This is a genomic window from Rhizobium sp. F40D2 (assembly GCF_051810745.2).
In the GTDB taxonomy this organism is placed as follows: Bacteria; Pseudomonadota; Alphaproteobacteria; order Rhizobiales; family Rhizobiaceae; genus Rhizobium.
Window position 1 is genome coordinate 380,260 of the sequence record NZ_CM131436.1, and the last position, 17,297, is coordinate 397,556.

General features: G+C 61.1%; 22 protein-coding genes. 12 read left to right on the plus strand and 10 right to left on the minus strand.

Annotated features, from left to right (window positions below):
* Positions 1-55: 55 nt before the first annotated feature.
* Entirely contained in the window at positions 56-2,350 is a 2,295-nt protein-coding gene (locus tag ACS4RS_RS01890) for a PBP1A family penicillin-binding protein (protein ID WP_439008958.1), read from the plus strand.
* 264 nt (positions 2,351-2,614) lie between these two features.
* Complete coding sequence (locus tag ACS4RS_RS01895) at positions 2,615-3,568, plus strand: NmrA family NAD(P)-binding protein (RefSeq protein WP_439008957.1); 954 nt, start codon at positions 2,615-2,617, stop codon at positions 3,566-3,568.
* Between the two features lie 61 nt (positions 3,569-3,629).
* Here ACS4RS_RS01895 and ACS4RS_RS01900 read toward each other — a convergent pair whose 3' ends face one another.
* Both ACS4RS_RS01900 and ACS4RS_RS01905 read right to left on the minus strand, forming a co-directional pair.
* Positions 3,630-4,550, minus strand: a complete 921-nt coding sequence (locus ACS4RS_RS01900; RefSeq protein WP_439008956.1) for a LysR substrate-binding domain-containing protein — start codon at positions 4,548-4,550, stop codon at positions 3,630-3,632.
* A 113-nt stretch (positions 4,551-4,663) separates the two neighbouring features.
* Positions 4,664-5,701: a substrate-binding domain-containing protein gene (locus tag ACS4RS_RS01905; protein ID WP_439008955.1), complete on the minus strand. Its 1,038-nt coding sequence runs from the start codon at positions 5,699-5,701 to the stop codon at positions 4,664-4,666.
* A gap of 555 nt (positions 5,702-6,256) precedes the next feature.
* Here ACS4RS_RS01905 and ACS4RS_RS01910 point away from each other — a divergent pair.
* Positions 6,257-7,762 (plus strand): DegQ family serine endoprotease, encoded by a 1,506-nt coding sequence (locus tag ACS4RS_RS01910; RefSeq protein ID WP_439008954.1) that lies wholly within the window; start codon positions 6,257-6,259, stop codon positions 7,760-7,762.
* 164 nt (positions 7,763-7,926) lie between these two features.
* Here the strand turns inward: ACS4RS_RS01910 and ACS4RS_RS01915 are convergent, their stop codons facing one another.
* Positions 7,927-8,316, minus strand: a complete 390-nt coding sequence (locus ACS4RS_RS01915) for a hypothetical protein (RefSeq protein WP_439011770.1) — start codon at positions 8,314-8,316, stop codon at positions 7,927-7,929.
* A 173-nt stretch (positions 8,317-8,489) separates the two neighbouring features.
* Between ACS4RS_RS01915 and ACS4RS_RS01920 the strand changes: the two genes are divergently transcribed.
* The 5 genes from ACS4RS_RS01920 to ACS4RS_RS01940 all read left to right on the plus strand — a co-directional run bounded on the left by ACS4RS_RS01920 (position 8,490) and on the right by ACS4RS_RS01940 (position 10,596).
* Positions 8,490-8,792, plus strand: coding sequence for a hypothetical protein (locus ACS4RS_RS01920; RefSeq protein ID WP_003587899.1), 303 nt, complete (start codon positions 8,490-8,492; stop codon positions 8,790-8,792).
* Positions 8,793-8,937: 145 nt separating this feature from the next.
* Positions 8,938-9,201, plus strand: a complete 264-nt coding sequence (locus tag ACS4RS_RS01925; RefSeq protein WP_439008953.1) for a DUF1488 family protein — start codon at positions 8,938-8,940, stop codon at positions 9,199-9,201.
* A gap of 411 nt (positions 9,202-9,612) precedes the next feature.
* Positions 9,613-9,849, plus strand: coding sequence for a hypothetical protein (locus ACS4RS_RS01930; protein WP_439011769.1), 237 nt, complete (start codon positions 9,613-9,615; stop codon positions 9,847-9,849).
* 125 nt (positions 9,850-9,974) lie between these two features.
* Entirely contained in the window at positions 9,975-10,142 is a 168-nt protein-coding gene (locus tag ACS4RS_RS01935) for a hypothetical protein (RefSeq protein ID WP_003587904.1), read from the plus strand.
* 253 nt (positions 10,143-10,395) lie between these two features.
* Positions 10,396-10,596, plus strand: coding sequence for a hypothetical protein (locus ACS4RS_RS01940; protein WP_003587906.1), 201 nt, complete (start codon positions 10,396-10,398; stop codon positions 10,594-10,596).
* Between the two features lie 515 nt (positions 10,597-11,111).
* Here the strand turns inward: ACS4RS_RS01940 and ACS4RS_RS01945 are convergent.
* The 3 genes from ACS4RS_RS01945 to ACS4RS_RS01955 form a co-directional block, all read right to left on the minus strand.
* Positions 11,112-11,297 (minus strand): hypothetical protein, encoded by a 186-nt coding sequence (locus ACS4RS_RS01945; RefSeq protein ID WP_439008952.1) that lies wholly within the window; start codon positions 11,295-11,297, stop codon positions 11,112-11,114.
* 132 nt (positions 11,298-11,429) lie between these two features.
* The gene (locus ACS4RS_RS01950) at positions 11,430-11,858 is read right to left on the minus strand and encodes a DUF1515 domain-containing protein (RefSeq protein ID WP_439008951.1); all 429 of its coding nucleotides are present in this window, start codon (positions 11,856-11,858) and stop codon (positions 11,430-11,432) included.
* Between the two features lie 18 nt (positions 11,859-11,876).
* Complete coding sequence (locus ACS4RS_RS01955) at positions 11,877-12,149, minus strand: hypothetical protein (protein WP_439008950.1); 273 nt, start codon at positions 12,147-12,149, stop codon at positions 11,877-11,879.
* Between the two features lie 141 nt (positions 12,150-12,290).
* Between ACS4RS_RS01955 and ACS4RS_RS01960 the strand changes: the two genes are divergently transcribed.
* Positions 12,291-12,431 carry a hypothetical protein gene (locus ACS4RS_RS01960; RefSeq protein WP_439008949.1) on the plus strand — a complete coding sequence of 47 codons (141 nt, stop codon included), beginning with the start codon at positions 12,291-12,293 and terminating at the stop codon, positions 12,429-12,431.
* A gap of 22 nt (positions 12,432-12,453) precedes the next feature.
* On the opposite strand, the gene ACS4RS_RS01965 is transcribed toward ACS4RS_RS01960, so the two are convergent.
* Together ACS4RS_RS01965 and ACS4RS_RS01970 are read right to left on the minus strand one after the other, a co-directional pair.
* Positions 12,454-12,903 carry a terminase small subunit-like protein gene (locus ACS4RS_RS01965; RefSeq protein WP_439008948.1) on the minus strand — a complete coding sequence of 150 codons (450 nt, stop codon included), beginning with the start codon at positions 12,901-12,903 and terminating at the stop codon, positions 12,454-12,456.
* Between the two features lie 18 nt (positions 12,904-12,921).
* The gene (locus ACS4RS_RS01970) at positions 12,922-13,158 is read right to left on the minus strand and encodes a spike base protein, RCAP_Rcc01079 family (protein ID WP_439008947.1); all 237 of its coding nucleotides are present in this window, start codon (positions 13,156-13,158) and stop codon (positions 12,922-12,924) included.
* Positions 13,159-14,203: 1,045 nt separating this feature from the next.
* Between ACS4RS_RS01970 and ACS4RS_RS01975 the strand changes: the two genes are divergently transcribed.
* Positions 14,204-15,049 carry a dienelactone hydrolase family protein gene (locus tag ACS4RS_RS01975; RefSeq protein WP_439008946.1) on the plus strand — a complete coding sequence of 282 codons (846 nt, stop codon included), beginning with the start codon at positions 14,204-14,206 and terminating at the stop codon, positions 15,047-15,049.
* A 270-nt stretch (positions 15,050-15,319) separates the two neighbouring features.
* On the opposite strand, the gene ACS4RS_RS01980 is transcribed toward ACS4RS_RS01975, so the two are convergent.
* A complete protein-coding gene (locus tag ACS4RS_RS01980) occupies positions 15,320-15,850 on the minus strand; it encodes a YidB family protein (RefSeq protein ID WP_439008945.1) in 531 nt (176 codons plus the stop codon).
* A gap of 134 nt (positions 15,851-15,984) precedes the next feature.
* Positions 15,985-16,335 (minus strand): hypothetical protein, encoded by a 351-nt coding sequence (locus ACS4RS_RS01985; protein WP_439008944.1) that lies wholly within the window; start codon positions 16,333-16,335, stop codon positions 15,985-15,987.
* 167 nt (positions 16,336-16,502) lie between these two features.
* On the opposite strand from ACS4RS_RS01985, the gene ACS4RS_RS01990 reads away from it, so the two are divergent.
* Entirely contained in the window at positions 16,503-16,832 is a 330-nt protein-coding gene (locus tag ACS4RS_RS01990; protein ID WP_439008943.1) for a metalloregulator ArsR/SmtB family transcription factor, read from the plus strand.
* Complete coding sequence (locus tag ACS4RS_RS01995) at positions 16,829-17,293, plus strand: SRPBCC domain-containing protein (RefSeq protein ID WP_439008942.1); 465 nt, start codon at positions 16,829-16,831, stop codon at positions 17,291-17,293. Before ACS4RS_RS01990 ends, ACS4RS_RS01995 begins: the two co-directional genes overlap by 4 nt.
* The last annotated feature ends 4 nt before the right edge of the window (positions 17,294-17,297 follow it).

Genomic DNA, 17,297 nt, shown 5'->3' on the forward strand with positions numbered 1-17,297 from the left:
GCCCTCTACGACTGGGCGGTAGATCATCAAAACGACCTGTCCGAGGCGGTAACCGATGCCCAATTCTCCCGAATCCTCCGGTGAAAGCGTCAGCAGCTCGAGCTCGGATCGCGAGAAGACACTGGATTTGACAGCACAAGCGGCCGCCTTGGATTCGCCCGGAACCCAAGGTGAAGACCCGCAGCCGCCTCACGGATCCTTCGATCAAACCAGGCGGGCCGCCAGGACGCTGTTCGGTGCGATACGCCAGGATTTGCAGGCAAGTTCCGCTTTGGCAAAGATCAAGGCGGCCGCCTCGTTATTGAGGACGAAGCTAAGACGGTCGGGGCGGTCCGGAACCACCTCAGTTCCCCATAAATGGCTGACGGCTGCTTGGGTCAAAGCCTGGCGCGGTATTCGCGATCGGCGCTCGAAGCCGCGTGAAAATCATCGCAGCGCATCGCTCATTGCGGGCTGGTGGAAATTCGCTCTCGGGTCGATCCTTCTTGTCTGCCTCCTCGTCGGAAGCGTGCTGGTGTGGGCACTGAAAGACGTGCCTTGGAGCGAAATCCGGGAGGGAACGTTAAAGCCGGTGGTCGTGCTGGAAACCGCCGACGGCGCGCCGTTGGTAAGACAGGGACCTTATCAAGGGCCATATGCTCTATACGACCAGTTTCCGCCCCATCTGATCGATGCCGTCCTTTCAATCGAGGATCGCCGGTTCATGGATCATTTCGGCATCGATCCCAGGGGTATCGCAAGGGCGTTTTGGCGGAACTTGGAGGCTGGCTCGGTGGTGGAGGGTGGCAGCACCATCACCCAGCAACTGATCAAGCTGCAATATCTCGACAGCGACCGAACGATAAAACGAAAGGTTCAGGAGGTCGTGATCGCCTTCTGGCTGGAGTGGAAGCTCGGCAAGGCGGAAATCCTGACGCGCTATCTCAACAGCGTCTATCTCGGCGCGGGGGCGACCGGCATGCCGGCTGCGGCGCGCATCTATTTCAACAAGGATATCGGCGCCCTCAACCTGCCGGAGTCGGCGATGCTGGCGGGACTGCTGCGGGCGCCGAGCCAATGGAACCCCATCGACAATTTCGAAGGCGCCCGGCAGCGCACCATGGTCGTCCTCGACGCGATGGCGGCCAACGGCAAGATCACCGCGCCGGAGACGGCCGAGGCCAAAACCAGCTTTGCCAGCCTCCACCCAACGACGCCAACGCCGCGTTCCGGAAGCTGGTTTGCCGACTGGATTTCGCCGCAGGCGAGCGAAATTGCCGGCGCCTCGCCGGGATCGACCACCGTGCGCACAACGCTGGTGCCGACATTGCAGCAGATCGCCGAAAGGGTGGTGAAAAAGGGGCTCGACGGTGAAGGAAGGACGGTCGGCGCATCGCAGGCGGCGTTGGTTGCGATGACACCCGACGGCGCGGTCGTTGCGATGGTTGGCGGGCGCGACTACAAGGCAAGCCAGTTCAACCGCGCCGTCACCGCGATGCGCCAGCCGGGCTCCACCTTCAAGCTATTCGTCTATTACGCAGCATTGAAGGCCGGGCTCACCCTGTCCGATCAGGTTCTGGACGCGCCAATAGACATTGACGGCTGGTCGCCAGAAAATTCCGGCGGCAACTATCGCGGTTGGGTAACGCTTGCCGAGGCGTTCGCACGATCGCTGAATGCCGCGTCGGTGACGCTTGCGCAAGAGGTGGGTCTCGACAATGTGATTGCCGCCGCGCGCGAACTCGGCATCGATGCGCCACTGGCCAACACGCCGTCATTGGCGCTTGGCACATCCGAAGTCAATCTGCTTAACCTCACCAGCGCCTATGCGTCGGTCCAGCTCGGCAAGGCCCCTGTCAAACCCTGGGGCATCATCGACTTTCAAGCGGCGGGGCAGCCCAAGACGTTTCGTGTCGGCTCACAATCAAAGCCGAATGTCGATCTTTCGCCCTACCAGTCCGATCTCCTCGGCCTTCTGCAGTTGGTGGTCGAGCGCGGTACCGGGCGCGGAGCAGATCCCGGCACGTTTGCCGCCGGCAAGACCGGCACGAGCCAGAACAATCGTGACGCCTGGTTCGTCGGCTTTACCGAAGCCCTCGTCGTCGGTGTCTGGGTTGGCAATGATGACGACGCGCCGATGAAGGGGGTGACCGGCGGCGCCCTGCCGGCGCATATTTGGCGGGACTTCATGCGCGAGGCGACGACCGCACCAACGTTGGACGGCGTGCGGTCGACAGAAGCAGCCGTCGATGGCCAAGGCGCGCCGCAGTCCTGCAACATCACTGCCTGCTCGCGCAGCTACCGCTCCTTCCGCCCGTCCGATTGTACCTATCAGCCATATTCCGGCGGCCGACGGCTTTGCGAAAAGTGATGTGGATGGGCAGAGATCGGGCCGGCCGCCCAGCCTGACGCCGCTGTTTCCGATCCGTGATGCTACCGACTCGTCTCGGCGCCCGGCCCCGCGCCACTTATCCATAAAGCGGCATTATCTTATGCATTTCGGCCATCTACAGGAATAGAAGCCGCTTCGGTAGGGTACCCACCGTCGAGGTGGCTATCGGCACGGACCGACTGCGCTGCCTTGTGAAGACGCCGGCCTCTCTGGTCGGCGGCAAATGACAGGGAAAGGATGGATATGTCTACAGACAACAAGCCACTGATCGCAGTGACGGGTGCAACGAGCAAACAGGGGCGCAGCGTCGTTGCGGCACTTCTCGAAAGCCAACGATTCCGCGTCCGTGCTTTCACGAGGAGAAAGGATTCTCCGGAAGCTTTACGTCTCGCCACACTCGGGGCTGAAATCGCCGTCGTGCCTCTCGAACTCGGCCGCCAGAAGGAATTCGTTGCTGGATTCACCGGCGCGGATGGCGCCTTTCTGATGACGCCGCCGATCGCCCCGCCGGAGACCAGCGAGGCTCCTCTCGGGCGGCAGTTGGCGGATGCGGCCGTGGAGGCCGGCGTCGGGCACGTTGTTTTCAGCACCCTTGAGAATGTCGACAAGATCACCGGTGGGACGAAATATGCGCCGCATTTTACCGATAAAGCGCGCGTTGCCGACTACATCCGCGGCCTGCCGATCTCGCATTCCTTCATCATGCTGGCATTTTTCTACACCAATCTAATTGAGTATTATGCGCCGCGCATGGAAGGCGACACCCTGCTCTTGCCGATTTATCTGCCTGAAGATTTCGCCGCACCTTTTGTCGATCCGCTGACGGCGACCGGGCCTGTTGTCCTCGAGATCTTCTCGAACCCCGAGCGCTACAACGGCAAAACGCTGCCGATCGTCGGCGATATCATTTCTCCGCGGGAGATGGTCGAAACCTTTCAACGCGTGACCGGCCTCAAGGCCGAGTATCGAAATGCTTTCACCAGGGACGGCCTGCTCGCCAATTTCCCGGAGTTTGCCGCCAACGAACTTTTCGTTCGAGAGCTTCTCGGGATGGTCGAATATGCTGTCGAGTATGGCTATTTCGGCAAGGAGCACGATCTCGAATGGAGCCGTCGCCTGAATCCCGGGACGCTTGACTGGGAGCAGTTTCTGCGGACGTCGGGGTGGCGCGGCGACAAACGGTCTTTCGCAGGTTGACGCATGTCTCGCAAAGCTGCGGCAGCGGTTTTGCGATGACGAGATGTTTGAAAACAAAGGCTTACGATGGCCGGATTCCCGGCAGCTTGGCAATCTCGGCGGCAAGGAAGTCGACGAGGAGGCGAACGCGGGCAATGGCTGCACGCTCCGGAACAATCAGCAAGCTCACCGGAACCGGCGAAGGCCGATAGTCGCCAAGCACGACCTCGAGCCGGCCGTCGTCCAGAAGATCGTGAACCAGCCAGAGATGCGTAGGACCAATGCCGCGTCCGGCCGCAAGGGCTTCGCGGGCCGCAAGCCCGTGATCGACGCGCAACCGGCCGCTGACCGGGATCATCAGGCTGGTGCCATCGGGAGCGGAAAGAAGGAGCTGATTGCTGCCTGCCACGTTGGACATCACGACGGTTTCGCAGCGCGACAGATCGGCCGGGCGCTGCGGCCGCCCGCGGGCGGAAAAATAAGCCGGAGCGCCGACCAGCAGCCGCTGGCTCTCTCCGAGCGCATGAAGTTTCATCGAGCTGTCGGCCAGAGGTCCAAGACGGAGCGCCACGTCAACGCCCTCGCGCACCAGGTCGATACGCTCGTCCGTCAGGTTGAGGTCGACGCGGATATCCGGATGCCTGTCCTGAAAGTCGAAGATCATTCGCGTGACATGCATGACGCCAAGCGCTGCCGTACAGGAAAGTCGAACGGCGCCGGCGGGGGCCTGGCGTGCGTCTCTCGCTTCTTCAGCCGCCTGTTCGACCAGGCGCAATATCTGAAGGCAGTTGGCATAATAGCGACTGCCTTCCTCGGTCAGGGTGACGCGACGCGTGGTGCGGCTGAGAAGCGGCACGCCGACCGCCTCCTCAAGTTCATTGAGGTGCCGCGTCACGGTGGATTGGCCGACATCAAGCTCCCTTGCGACCATCGACAGGTTGCCGCGCTCGGCGACGCGAACAAAGGTGCGCATTCTGTCAAACGACAGGCCGGCCTTATCCATTTTTCAGCACAGTGATTGTCATTCTGACCGTATACGGAATAATCGCGACGATGCCTAGCGCAGTATCGGCGAGGCTCGGTTCCACGTCCATTATCGCGCGGTGCCTGACCAGATTACCGCGTCGAACCGCGGGGAATAATGGTAAAGCCCAGGTCGGCCTTGTCTTCATCGGCCGGCTCGTCGCGGACGGCGCGCAGCAGCATGTCGGCGACGCGATAGCCGATATCGTAGCGCGGTATGTGCACCGTCGTCAGCGACGGCTCGATGAAGGCCGAGAATTCCAGATCGTTGAAGCCGCAGATGCCGAGATCTTCCGGCACGCGGATGCCGCGCGCCTTGCATTCGATGAGGACGCCGAGCGCCAGTTCGTCGCTCTGGGCAAAGACGGCATCGACATTGGGCACGCGCTGCAACAGGCGGGAAAACAGCTCCCTGCCGAGGCCGGTGCGACTTGCCGCCTCCCCGCCGATGATCAGATCGGGGTCGAAACGCCCGGCCTCCCGCATCACAGCCTCATAGCCTTCGATGCGGCGGCGCGAGCGGACATCGGCGCCGCGGCCGATGAAAGCGATCCTGTTATACCCCCTCGACAGAAGGAAACGGGTGGGTTCGGCGCCTGCCGCATAATGATCGAGGCCGACGACCAGTCTTTGCGGCTCCTGGCTGAGATCGGTGATATGGGCGATGGGACAGGCGGCGCGCTCGATCAGCGGCAGAAGATCGCGATAGGATTCGGCGCCGGCGATGATGACGCCGGCCGGCTTCTGGGTCAGGAAGGATTTCAGCAATCCTGCCTCGCCCTCGCCATGGTTCAGCGTATTGGCATATTGCACGGTGAACTCGGTGTCGCGGAAGCGATCCTCGATGCCGACCATCAGTCCGGTGAAGCCGTATTGGTGCAAAGCAGGCGTGATGACGCCGACGATGCCATTGTGACGGCCGGCCAAGGCGCGGGCGGCAAGGTTCGGAATATAACCCATCTCGTCGACCGCGCGCAGGATCACCCCGCGCAGATCCTCCGAGACGATCTGAGGGTTGCGAAGCGCACGCGAGATGGTGATCGGGCTGACGCCCACCTTCTTCGCCACATCGCTCAACGTCACATGCGCGCCGCGCTTGCCGTTGCGCCCCCGCTCCACTGCCTTGCTCATCGCCCCTCATATGCCACTGCGAGACTCAACTGCCCCATTCGCAGTCTCCACTTTCTGAAGAATAAATAATTTAGAGTCTACCAACATTTTAATGTGCAACTGTTTCCGGGACTACAATCTCCGGAAACGGCGGCGCGATTGTCCGTCGTGAAAGTTAGGGGGCACACAGGGATCGGATCACCATCCCGTGAAGAAGTTCATTTATTCCAGCAGAAAATCGCTGCGAGGGAGCCGTTGCAAACCAACATCCCGGTCGAAATTTCGGGCGCGCAGGCCTCGACCCCACAACCTTCAGCACAAAGATTAAATTCCGGTAATTTCTTACAAATCGGCAATATAAACATGATCAATATTTAATTTGTAAATCCACCGGCCGCGATCATATGAATCCCGAGCGCGAATTCTTGCATTCGCCCGGTCGCCACCCCAACGACTGCGCTGCGATGAGATGAATTGGCGCCAACGCCATCCGACGCCAGGTCCCAAGACATCGACCCATACGCCATGGAACCACGACGCCATCAAAATCCAACACTCTCGCAAGGGACCATCACCATGTCACACATCCTCCGCAAACATCGCGCCGCAGCCCTCATCGGGGCTGTTATCATCGCCGGCGCAGCATGCCTGCCCTTCACCATTAACGCGGCGAGCGCCGTTGCCGCGCCTGCGGATGCCGGCGGCGTTCTCGCCGCCAGCGGCTCCTTCGCCTCCATCGTCGACGCCGACAAGCCTGCCGTCGTTACGATCACGACGACAATGAAGGCGACCGATGTCAGCGCCGACCAGCAGCAGTCGCCGATGGACGAGCAGTTCCGCCAGTTCTTCGAGGATCAGGGCATCCCGCTGCCGCGCCAGGCGCCGAAAAACCGGCCCTCGCAGCAGGCGATGGCGCTCGGCTCCGGCTTCATCATCAGCTCGGACGGCGTGATCGTCACCAACAACCACGTCATCGACAATGCCGTCGATATCAAGGTGACGCTTGATGACGGCACGGAGCTACCGGCCAAGCTGATCGGCACCGACCCGAAATCCGATGTCGCCGTCTTGAAGATAGAGGCGGGAAAGCCGCTGCAGACCATTGCCTGGGGCGATTCCGACAGACTGAAGCTCGGCGACCAGATCCTGGCGATCGGCAACCCCTTCGGTATCGGCACCACGGTGACGGCGGGCATCGTCTCGGCGCGCGGCCGCGACCTGCACAGCGGGCCCTATGACGATTTCATCCAGATCGACGCGCCGATCAATCATGGCAATTCCGGCGGGCCGCTGGTCGACCGCAGCGGCAATGTCGTCGGCATCAACACCGCGATCTATTCGCCGAACGGCGGCAGTGTCGGCGTCGGCTTCGCCATTCCGTCCGATGAGGCCAAGGCGATCGTCGCCAAGCTGCAGAAGGACGGCTCGATCGATCACGGCTATCTCGGCGTGCAGATCCAGCCGGTCACGAAGGACGTCGCCGATGCCGTCGGCCTCGATAAAACGGGCGGCGCACTGGTTGCCGCCGTCACCGCCGATACGCCGGCGGCCCATGCCGGCGTGAAGCCGGGCGATATCATCACAACGGTCGGCGGCGAGACCGTCAAGACGCCGAAGGACCTGTCGCGGCTGGTCGCCGATCTTTCGCCCGGCGCCAAGAAATCCCTCGGCATCTGGCGCGACGGCAAGACGATCGATCTCAACGTCACCGTCGGCGGCAATGAGGACGGCCAGAAACAGGCGGCCGCCGAAAGCTCGGACAGCAAGGGCTGGAGCAGCGGCCAGCCGAGCCTCGGCATCGGCCTTGCCGACTTGACGCCTGACGTGCGCCAGCAACTCGACCTGCCCCGCGCCGTCAGCGGCGCAGTGGTCGCCAGCGTCGATCCCGACAAGTCGGCCGCCGCCGCCGGCATCCAGTCGGGCGATGTCATCGTCTCGGTCAACGACAGGCCGGTCCACAACACCCGCGACGTCAAGACCGCGATTGCCGAGGCCGGCAAGGCCGGCCGCAAATCGGTGCTGCTGCTCGTCGAACGCGATGGCGGGAAGACCTTCGTCGCCGTGCCGTTCAGCGCGGCCTGACGGCTCAAAGTCAAAGGAAAGCCCGTGAGAGCGGGCTTTCCACCAACCGAACCCCCTTTGCGGTTTGCCTCTCGCCAATCTATCGCGTCGAATTGCTGCTGCGTCGGGAGATCACCCTCTTGGGTGGGCGTGCTGCCGTCGCAGTGAGCGGCGGCGCGCACCGATCATCGTTCAGGCAGCCTGGTTTTTGGGAAGCGATAGCCGACCGGCCGGCGCGATGGGTTGGCAAGCCTCGGTGCCGTATAGCGACCAATCCGATATGCCTTCGGCGGAGCGCCGCCGTCATCCTGCCATCTTGCAAAGGACGCGTCTTCGATCGCTTGAGGAAGCGGGCCCGAACTCAACTGTGTTGCAAGATACATTCTCAGAGCCGATCTCAGCGCTGCCTCATCGACGATTCCAATCTGGAAACAATGAATGAGGAAACTCGTCGCGCTGATCTCGCTGATATCGATCGCGAAAGTTTCGCCGCCACGGAAACCGGCTTTTCGAAGAATGCGCTCCAGCATTCTCAAATTGGTGACATCGAAAAACGGATCAGATGGGGAAGACATGAAGTCCTCCTTCATTGGGGCTAGGGTTCACGCGCGCCCCAAGCGGCGGTGCCCTTATCGTGCCCGCCGATCACTCAGCTTGCGCTCTTTGCCACATGGCCGCAACCTCATTCGCCGGCAGCCATTGATAATGTCGGCGCAAAACCCATTTTAGAGAAAGGAGGATACGCATCATGCAGTTCAACGGTGAAGCGACCCTCACAAGGCCGTCGGCATTGGCGGTTTCCGAAAGGCGGGCGCTTATAGATCACCTCAGTGAGGTTATCGGCCGCCTGACTTACGGGCTGGCGGCTGATGGACTGCTCGACCTTGTGCCGTCTCTGCTTGAGATAAACAGCGTTCTCCGCGATATGACGGATGAAATTTCCCGTGCGGACCCTGTTTATTCCGACCAGGTTATCGCGAGCACTGTGCGCTTGATCAGGACATCGGAGGCCTTGCTGGAGAACAGGGTCATCGTGCAGACCATCCATTAAGATCGGTCGGCCATTAGAATCGGTCGGCGGTCGGGCATGCCGAGAGGCTTTGGCATCAAGCTCCTCCTTCTCCGAGTGCATCCAGGATCATCGCCGGCTCCAAGGCCCGCACAACGCCCGCGCCCACCTCCAAGGATCGACCGCCATGGCACTTATCTTTCCAAACCGAAGCCGGAGCTTCGACGAAGTGCGAAAAGGCGTGCGCTTCACCGGCTATGACGGCATGTTCGAGGTCCGGTTCCTGGTCGAAGAAGGCGCACTCGGCGGTGCGATCACGCAGAGTTCTTCGGAGGCCGCATACCTTAGTGCCTTCGATGCCGCGCGTTCTTCCATTCAGGAGGCAGCATCGAGAGCCTATCGGCATCGACGCGGAAACAATTTCACGCTCAAGGCCGAAGATTTTCGCTAGAACAGGATGTCACGAGGAGCCCGCGCTCCGCGAGCTGCGCCATCAGCCCGGCAAGACCGAAACGCATCTTCCGCGCCTGATCTCTCCTGCTGCAGCAAACCGCGGAGACGCGGATCGCTTGCCCTGATCCGGAAAGCGGACACCGAGCCGGCGCGTCCAATGATTTCGGTCTCTCCTTTGGCATGGTATCGGCGAGGCAATTGGTCTAAGGTGGAGCCTTCAGACCTGCCGTGCCCCCTCGACTCGCAGGGCGGCGTTGCTGCACGATATATGGAACTCCAGACAGACACGGCTAAGCGCTGTCCGATACCAGCCTTCCCATAGGGGCGCGGATTGCTCGATGCTTTTTACCAACGCGGCTTGCTGAGCAGCATCGCGTTTAATGGCACGCGACCACCCATAGGGAAAAATATGAACGACGCACCCGAAAACGAAACGCTTTTCAACATCACCGGACACTTCGTACAGGAGCTGAAGGCCGTTCTTCAAAGCGAGAGCATCGTCGAAGGCTCCGACTACGAAAACAGCGCCTTCAACGAAAGACGAAGGGCGGAAGGGCTTCACCTGCTGCGATTTCACGAGACCGGCACCGCAACTCAGGCAGCCCAGATCTGGGAAAAACACACGATGGCACGCTCTCGTCGATAGCCGGAACGAAGCCTATCCGGCTGACGTTGACGTGATGCCGACCCTCAAATCCTGATCAAACCATGCAGCTGGTGCGTCCTGACATGACGCGCACGCAGCTCGACAATTCCATGGAAGGAAAAATCATGACCAATGACAAAACGAAGAACGCGGCTGCGACCGACGGACCCTACGACGTCATCTACTTCGCAAAGAAACACCGTATTTCCAACGAGGATGCCAAAGACATCATCGAAAAATATGGCGCCAATCGCAAAGAGGCTGATAAGGCCGGCCGCCGCATCAGCGCCTGAGGCTGGGCGGCGTTGCCGGACGGGACTCCAACAGCTCCCGGCACCTGCTTGCTATGCCCGCAATTCAGTGGACGAATTAACCCTACTGGCTTACCTTAATATCAGCATACGCTTGAATACATCGGGCGCTATGCCATCGTATCTTCAGGATAACATCTTCCTGAAGCAGTTCGCCGGAACCGTGGCCCGCCTCTTAGTTGAGAGGCTGGCCTCAATGCATAGGGGCCGAGCGCGATCATAAGAAGGGTAAGTCATGAGCGTCGTCTTGGAATTTCGTCCCAAATGCCCGCATGTCGAAACTCTCGCCGACTGCCGGGAAGCGCTTGAACCTCTCGTCATGAAGATCCTCGGTGAAGCCGTCAGCAGGGGCTATCCGCCGGCGGAAGCCGCAATGGTGATCGCCGACATCGCCGACGATTACATCCTCATGCTGTCGCGCCAACTTCGGTATTGATTGGATTTGTCGGCTCGCGCCTCGGGCTGCGAGGGCCGGGCGCAAGAGCGCTTCCGCCATGAGAGATGGGGCAGTGGACCGCGCAGCGACTGCAGGGGTAGCAGTTGGTACAGGAGACAAGACCTGCTACGCGGTCCGTCGGCCACAACGTCAGTATTTGCCGGAAGTTCCGCCCATATCGGCGCCGCAGATGAGCCTTCGCTCTCGCGGGTCGGCCGGAAGAACAAGCGATAATTGCTTCGCTCCGCTTCAATCGTCAGACTGGTCTCCTTCCGCGCCGACGAAAAACGAAAGCGCCTCACCGCCCCAACAAAAAACCCCGGCGGAGCGGGGCTTTCAGCGGGTTTCGCGGGTTAACCACCATAAGCGGCCCTGCCTGACGAACAGAATCGGCCTTAGAAACCGGAAAAACAAGATCATCTCCCCTCGACTTTCCCCGGTTCGCTCAATCTTTGAATCATCACCGTAACGCGGCGTGAAACGAGCCACATCCTCCGCCTGAACCGCGACCGTTGCTAACGCCACCGCGGCTGTCTCGGCGGCGCATTGGCCTGGATTTCATGCAGCGGCGCCCGAGCCCCGAGAAGTTTCTTCAGCTTCTTTTCCTCGGCCGGACCGATCCCGAACTTGCGGCAATGTTCCGCGACATCATGCTCCCGCGGGCCAGGGATGCGAACTTGGCGATTGTTCATGCTTTTCATGACCGTTTCCTCCTGAGAGGAAAACCAGCACGGTGCGAATTGGTTCGTTAGCAAAGTCTAAAATTTAGGTTTACTTCCTCCTGCTCGGCAAAAATGTATCGATCCGGAAGCAGCCGAGTAACTTAAGCGGGCTCAACTGATCTTCAACCAATGCCGCAGCGCCGCCACCGCGCCGTCGCTGGCATAGGCGATCATCCCGCCCACCGTCAGCCCAGCAAAGGCGATCAGCCCCGATATGCCGTAACCGATCGATTTCATCCGTTTCCATTCTTCCAGCGCCGGCGCCACCGCCTCCTGGTTCTTCTCGACGGTCTCCTTGAGGCTCTTGATCTCCTCGCGGATCTGGGCGTCGACGCCGCCGCTGATCGCTACCCTGGTATCGAGATGTGCGATCTGCCTTGCCTGTTCGTCGAGCCGGGTGTGGATCACGGCCCGGCTGTCGTGGGCATTGGCCTTTTCGTCGCTGACCTCGTTGCGCAGCAGCGCGACGTTTTCCTCGATGCCGGTCAGCCTTCCCTCGACGCGCCCGAGAGCGCGGAGAATATCGTCATTGGATGTCATCTCAGCGCTCGCTTTGTCTTAGGGATAAAATTTCAGCTTCTCGGATTGTGGAATACGGCTGACCGTCCGCAGGATTCCATGAAGGGCCGGGTGGACGAAATCTGAATTCATACCGTGGGCCAGCAGCGTCGCATTGTCCTGGACGGCGGTGGCGAAGATCTCGGAGACCTTGTAGTCCGCCGTCCCATCGCCATTGTCCGTCCGCCCGCTCAGCGTGCGCGAGGTCCAGAGCCCGGGCTGGTATTCGAACATGATGCGGGAGCCGAGCGGCACTACGGCCGGCAGCTTCATGGTGTCCTAGGTGGTGACGCCGTCCTGGTTGCCGGGGTGCCCGACCACGTTGCCGAGAGGAAACAGTTCGGCGGCGGGACCTTTCGTCGGATCGGCATCCGACAGGAAGGCCGGCACCATGTCGATAACCCTGCGTAGCGCGTGCTGGCCTTGACGCTGTTGTCGACGGTGGCAAGAGTGCCGGTCACGGCGTTCCACAGGGTGGTGACCGAAAAGCCTGCGACGGTGCGGCCGGCATCGCTGGAGGCGAAGGTTGGCATAAGGGTGATGCCGACCACGTAGATGCCCGCGCCATAACGGGCCTTCACCCGATCCACCAGGCCGAACTTGGCGTTGGACCATGTGGTCGCCGTCGCGCTGTTGTCGTTGCGGCCCGACTGGTCAAACGCGAAGGTCCAGATATCCTTGCCACCCATTGGCGGGTGGCGATGCGCAGCTGCGAGCGCCGGATCGCCTCGCCATTCTCCTGCCAGCCGGTGGTCTCGCCGCTAGCATTCTTCTTCTCGACCCAGTCATTGCTGCGGTCATCGGCAATCTCGACCAGCTCGTCGACGAACCCGTCGGCCAGGATCTCGCGCGCCAGCGCATAGCGCGCCCGAAACGCCGCCTTGCCATCATCGGCAAGCCAGGAGAGCACCGTCGATTTCGCCGGCATATCCTCATCCCGGCAGATCGATCGCAGGCTTTCCCTGTCGGCAATGCGATCGCAGATCGTCTCGGCCAGCGCCTGGGTGAACTTGGTCGGTCTGCCCATGGGTCTGTTTCTGGCAGCTCAGAACAGCGCGATGATGTTGGACGCGGTGGTCCCGGTCAGCGCCACGATCGCCGCATGAACGGGAAGGATCGTCCCGGCCGGCACGTTCCTGAAAATCACAGGATCCATATCCCGCCGCGGCGCAATCGCCACATCGCCCGCCGTGCCGATATAAAGCGCCCGCGCGCCGACAATCGCGCTGTCATTCGGCGTCACCGCTGCTGCCCGCGAGGCCGGAGCAATCGAAGGGTCCATTGCAGTTCTCCTTGTGAGGGTGTTCATGCCGAGGCGCTCGCAGGGGCGCGCAGCTCCGGTCGTTTGGCGAAAACGTCCCTCCACCCTCCGTCATCCCAGGCCTTGAGCCTGGGATCCATGCCCACTTCTGGCGGAGGCCGACGTGGGTGCTCGGGTCAAAGCCCGAGGGGACGGAGAAAGGGGTGAGCTCTGCGCCAAACCCGGGGTGGCGTTCGATGACGCTGGCCGGGGAGCCTCGGCGAATGCATGCAAGCGAAGAGCGATACCGACTTGATCATCGGCATTGCCTTTGGATTCGATATTCGCAGCTTGGATTTACGGTAGTGATAAATGATCCGCCGGGGGGTGATCAAGGGCTGATGTGGGTTTTGTCAATTTGAAGTGCACGCCAGAATGTCACCCACTGCTGCGGCGGTGGATTTGGCGAAACAATAGCCCCAACCTCCGTCCTCCACGGCCTTGAGCCGAGGATCCATGCCCGCTGCTGATGGAGACCAATGTGGATCTTCGGGTCAAGCCCGAGGATGACGGAACAAGGGGTGAGCTCTGTGGCAAATCCGCGATGGTGGTTCGGTGACGTTAGCCGCTGTCATCGGCTCGATGGAGATGGCATGCCGATATCGACTTGGCCAACCACACCTTTGAATTCAAATCTCGCAGTTTGGATTTACAGTAGTCTTAACTGACCTGCCGGGGGGTGATCAAGCGCCGGATTGTGGGTTTATAGCGTAGAAATCCGCCCCTCACCCTAACCCTCTCCCCGTTTTACGGGGCGAGGGGACGTGCCCTGCGAGAGGTTGATGGCGAACTGAGAGGCCGCGGCTTTCCCCCTTCGCCCCGTTTACGGGGAGAAGGTGCCGGCAGGCGGATGAGGGGCCCTGCACCGACCTGATTCAAATTTCGCAGCCTGGATTTACGGCAGTCATAACCGACTTGCCGGGCGGTGATCAACGATTTCTGATCGTGCGCCGCCGCCGCCCGCTTTGCCAAGCTTTGAGGTCCGGCGTAGAATTATCGGGCTCTCGGTCAAACGGTGGAGGCGTCAGTGAAAACCGCGAGACTCTTTCTCTGCCTTTTCGCTTTTCTCGGCATCGGGCTCCCAGGAAACCCGGCCAAGGCCGACGAGTTGGTGCGGTTCGAAAGCGCTCCCGTCAAGCTCAGCGCCTTTCGAATCCGCAAGGCTGCTGAACAGGGAGAATTTCTCTCCCAGCCGCCAGGCACGCCGTTGCTCGGATATTTATCCCGCCCTCAGGGCGACGGCCCCTTTCCGGCGGTCGTGATCATGCATGGATGCGACGGCATGCGTCCGAGCGTCAAAGACCTTTGGCCGAAACGGCTGATCTCCTGGGGTTACGTCGTCCTGGTCGTCGACAGCTTCACCACCCGCAACATCCAGGATGCATGCCGAAGCTCCCTCCCCGATCGCGTCTTCGACGCCTATGGCGCTTTGAATTTTTTATCGAAGTCGAGCTTCGTCGATACCAGGCGCGTCGCACTGATGGGCTTTGCGGCGGGCGGCACCGCGACGCTGGAGGCAACAAAGATCGAGGGGAACGAACAGCTGATGGAGCACAAGTTCAGGGCAGCGGTCGCCTACTATCCGGTCTGTGCGGCAAGTCAGGGCGATGCAACGGTGCCGACCCTGATTTTAGGTGGCGACCGAGACAATTGGAGCCCGGCTGAACCATGCCGGAAGAGAATTGCCCGTGTTGGCGACGATGCCCCGCCGATCGAGCTCAATCTCTACAAGGGCGTCTATCACAATTTCGATGCGCCGGAGTTCGTGATGGGAAGGCGGGTGTTGGGGCACATCGAAAAATACGACCCCGACGCCGCAGCAAAGTCCATCCGCAGCGTTTACACGTTCCTTCGCAAGTCCCTCTCCAAATAGAGATCAACTCGCGATCTGTTCGGCATGTCGCCTTCATCCACCAGCGGCCGGTTTGGCACCAACACAGCCCCAATCTCCGTCATTCCAGGCCTTGAGCCTGGAATCCATGCCCGCTTCCGATTGGGGCGCGGCGGGGATCCTCTGGCCAAGCTCGAGGAGGACGGAGGTGGGGTAGGCGCTGCAGCAAATCAGCGAGGTATGCGGGAGGGTCGCTCCCGCACAGCAAACGCGCGCCGGCTGCGTGCCGACCGCGCGTCCTTTCGTCCAAGATTAAATGCCGCTCGGCCGCGGCGACGTGGTCGCATTGCTCGCCGACGACAAGAAGTCCTCTTCGGCGGTGGGCAGTTTTCCTTGCGGGGTCAGGTCGTCGACGGCCTTGGGGAGATCGCGGCTCAACCGTCCAAGAATCTCTTCCTGAGAAAGGCCGGTATTTCGAGCGATCTCGTTGAGGACATCCGGCCCCAAGGCTTCGGCGAGCTGGCCGTCATTGATCTCGGCATTCTGGCCGGGTTTCACCCATGAGTCGATCTTGTCGCCATGGCCGTTCTGCTGAAAGGTCTTGAGGAGATCACCGAGACCGCCGCTGACGATGCCGCCGGAGGTGAGGCCGCCGAGAAGGCCGCCAAGACCACCCGAACCGCCCAGTCCGCCGAGGATGCCGCCGAGCCCACCCGGCTGCTGGCCTCCGGTGCCGGACTGCGGGTTTTGAATACCGCGCAGCAGCTCCCCGATCTTGTCTCTGTTCTGATAGCCGGCAAGGGCAAGAACGGCGAGAAGCGCCTTCAATTGACCGCTCATCATGATGAATCCTCCCAAGGTTCAAAGACTGCAGCCGACCCGTACCGAGCGCTGCATGGGCAGCAATGTCCGGCACGCCCAAAGGTTCCGCGCCGGGCTCTCAAACCCGCCCCGTCGATCTTGCCGATGACGCCGGATCAGATTTCCGGGCAGCCGCGCCGGTTTGCAAAGGTCATCCGCTCCGGTCCACGGCGCGTCATCCCCTGGACGACGATGCTGCGCGGCGACATGCGGACGATCTGCGCCCGGCGAAGTCCCTCGCCGCGGGCGATGTCGAGCGCATCGTCCGGGTCGCAGCCGCGCGGACCGCGGCGGTCATATCGATCATATCGGTCATAGCGATCACGGTCGCGATCGCGATCGTAAACACCGACGCCACCGGGGCCGACCCGCAATTCCAGATCCTGCGCAGCCGCGATCGTCGGCGAGATCGTCAAGCCGGTCATGCTGGCGAGGCCGACCAGGATGAATTGAAGAGATTTCCGCATGAGTTCCTCCCATGGAACTGTTCTTTATCGAAATACCAACCTCGCCATCCGGACTTTGTTCCTCAGAGCCAAGAAGACGCACGGGCGTGGGATAGTCCGTGCCGTCACTCCACGCTCCCAACCAATTAGTCTTGACTTATCAATTAGTCCACGCTATTGCTTTCGTCATGATCGAAACCGCCTCCATAACCGTCGTCATGCGCGCCCTTGCCGATCCCACCCGGCGAGCCCTGTTCGAACTGATCGTCCGCTCCGACGAGATCACTGTTGTCGAACTGACGCGCGCAGGCCGCGTCACCCAGGGCGCCGTGTCCCAACACCTCAAGGCGCTGAAGCAGGCGGGCCTTGTCGCCGAGCGCCCCGAAGGTCGCAAGGTCTATTACCGCGCCGCCCCTGGCGGTCTCGAGCCGCTTGTGGACTGGATGAGCCATTACGGCCTGTTCTGGCGCGAACGCTTTGCCGATCTCAGAACATTGCTGAAGGAAATCGATCCATGAACGAAACTGCATTGAAGCCCGCCACGCAGGAGATCGTCGTCGACGAGATCTTCCCGCATGAGCCGGAGACACTCTGGAAAACATTGAGCACCGCCAGTCTGATGGGCCGCTGGCTGATGGTGCCGGATGGTTTCGAGCCGGTGGAAGGCAAACGCTTCACCTACCAGACGACGCCTGCGGGCGCCTGGGACGGCACCATTCACTGCCAGGTGCTGGAGGTCGTGGAAAACGAGCGCCTCACCTATGCCTGGAAGGGCGGGCATGCTGGTAACACCGGCTATGGCTCGCCGCTCGACACCGTGGTCACCTTCATCCTCACCAGGGTCGAAAAGGGCACACGGCTACGCCTCATCCATTCCGGCTTCGTGCTGCCCAGGAATGAAACCGCCTTCCAGAAAATGGGCGAAGGCTGGAAGAAGGTCGTCCAGAACATCGGCGCCATCGCCGACGGCAAGAACTGAGGCG

What these genes read in the sequence shown, in the direction of transcription:
- ACS4RS_RS01890 (WP_439008958.1), top strand. Translation starts at nt 56, where the DNA reads ATGCCCAATTCTCCCGAATCCTCCGGTGAAAGCGTCAGCAGCTCGAGC.
- ACS4RS_RS01895 (WP_439008957.1), top strand. Translation starts at nt 2,615, where the DNA reads ATGTCTACAGACAACAAGCCACTGATCGCAGTGACGGGTGCAACGAGC.
- ACS4RS_RS01900 (WP_439008956.1), bottom strand. Translation starts at nt 4,550, where the DNA reads ATGGATAAGGCCGGCCTGTCGTTTGACAGAATGCGCACCTTTGTTCGC.
- ACS4RS_RS01905 (WP_439008955.1), bottom strand. Translation starts at nt 5,701, where the DNA reads ATGAGCAAGGCAGTGGAGCGGGGGCGCAACGGCAAGCGCGGCGCGCAT.
- ACS4RS_RS01910 (WP_439008954.1), top strand. Translation starts at nt 6,257, where the DNA reads ATGTCACACATCCTCCGCAAACATCGCGCCGCAGCCCTCATCGGGGCT.
- ACS4RS_RS01915 (WP_439011770.1), bottom strand. Translation starts at nt 8,316, where the DNA reads ATGTCTTCCCCATCTGATCCGTTTTTCGATGTCACCAATTTGAGAATG.
- ACS4RS_RS01920 (WP_003587899.1), top strand. Translation starts at nt 8,490, where the DNA reads ATGCAGTTCAACGGTGAAGCGACCCTCACAAGGCCGTCGGCATTGGCG.
- ACS4RS_RS01925 (WP_439008953.1), top strand. Translation starts at nt 8,938, where the DNA reads ATGGCACTTATCTTTCCAAACCGAAGCCGGAGCTTCGACGAAGTGCGA.
- ACS4RS_RS01930 (WP_439011769.1), top strand. Translation starts at nt 9,613, where the DNA reads ATGAACGACGCACCCGAAAACGAAACGCTTTTCAACATCACCGGACAC.
- ACS4RS_RS01935 (WP_003587904.1), top strand. Translation starts at nt 9,975, where the DNA reads ATGACCAATGACAAAACGAAGAACGCGGCTGCGACCGACGGACCCTAC.
- ACS4RS_RS01940 (WP_003587906.1), top strand. Translation starts at nt 10,396, where the DNA reads ATGAGCGTCGTCTTGGAATTTCGTCCCAAATGCCCGCATGTCGAAACT.
- ACS4RS_RS01945 (WP_439008952.1), bottom strand. Translation starts at nt 11,297, where the DNA reads ATGAAAAGCATGAACAATCGCCAAGTTCGCATCCCTGGCCCGCGGGAG.
- ACS4RS_RS01950 (WP_439008951.1), bottom strand. Translation starts at nt 11,858, where the DNA reads ATGACATCCAATGACGATATTCTCCGCGCTCTCGGGCGCGTCGAGGGA.
- ACS4RS_RS01955 (WP_439008950.1), bottom strand. Translation starts at nt 12,149, where the DNA reads ATGAAGCTGCCGGCCGTAGTGCCGCTCGGCTCCCGCATCATGTTCGAA.
- ACS4RS_RS01965 (WP_439008948.1), bottom strand. Translation starts at nt 12,903, where the DNA reads ATGGGCAGACCGACCAAGTTCACCCAGGCGCTGGCCGAGACGATCTGC.
- ACS4RS_RS01970 (WP_439008947.1), bottom strand. Translation starts at nt 13,158, where the DNA reads ATGGACCCTTCGATTGCTCCGGCCTCGCGGGCAGCAGCGGTGACGCCG.
- ACS4RS_RS01980 (WP_439008945.1), bottom strand. Translation starts at nt 15,850, where the DNA reads ATGATGAGCGGTCAATTGAAGGCGCTTCTCGCCGTTCTTGCCCTTGCC.
- ACS4RS_RS01985 (WP_439008944.1), bottom strand. Translation starts at nt 16,335, where the DNA reads ATGCGGAAATCTCTTCAATTCATCCTGGTCGGCCTCGCCAGCATGACC.
- ACS4RS_RS01990 (WP_439008943.1), top strand. Translation starts at nt 16,503, where the DNA reads ATGATCGAAACCGCCTCCATAACCGTCGTCATGCGCGCCCTTGCCGAT.
- ACS4RS_RS01995 (WP_439008942.1), top strand. Translation starts at nt 16,829, where the DNA reads ATGAACGAAACTGCATTGAAGCCCGCCACGCAGGAGATCGTCGTCGAC.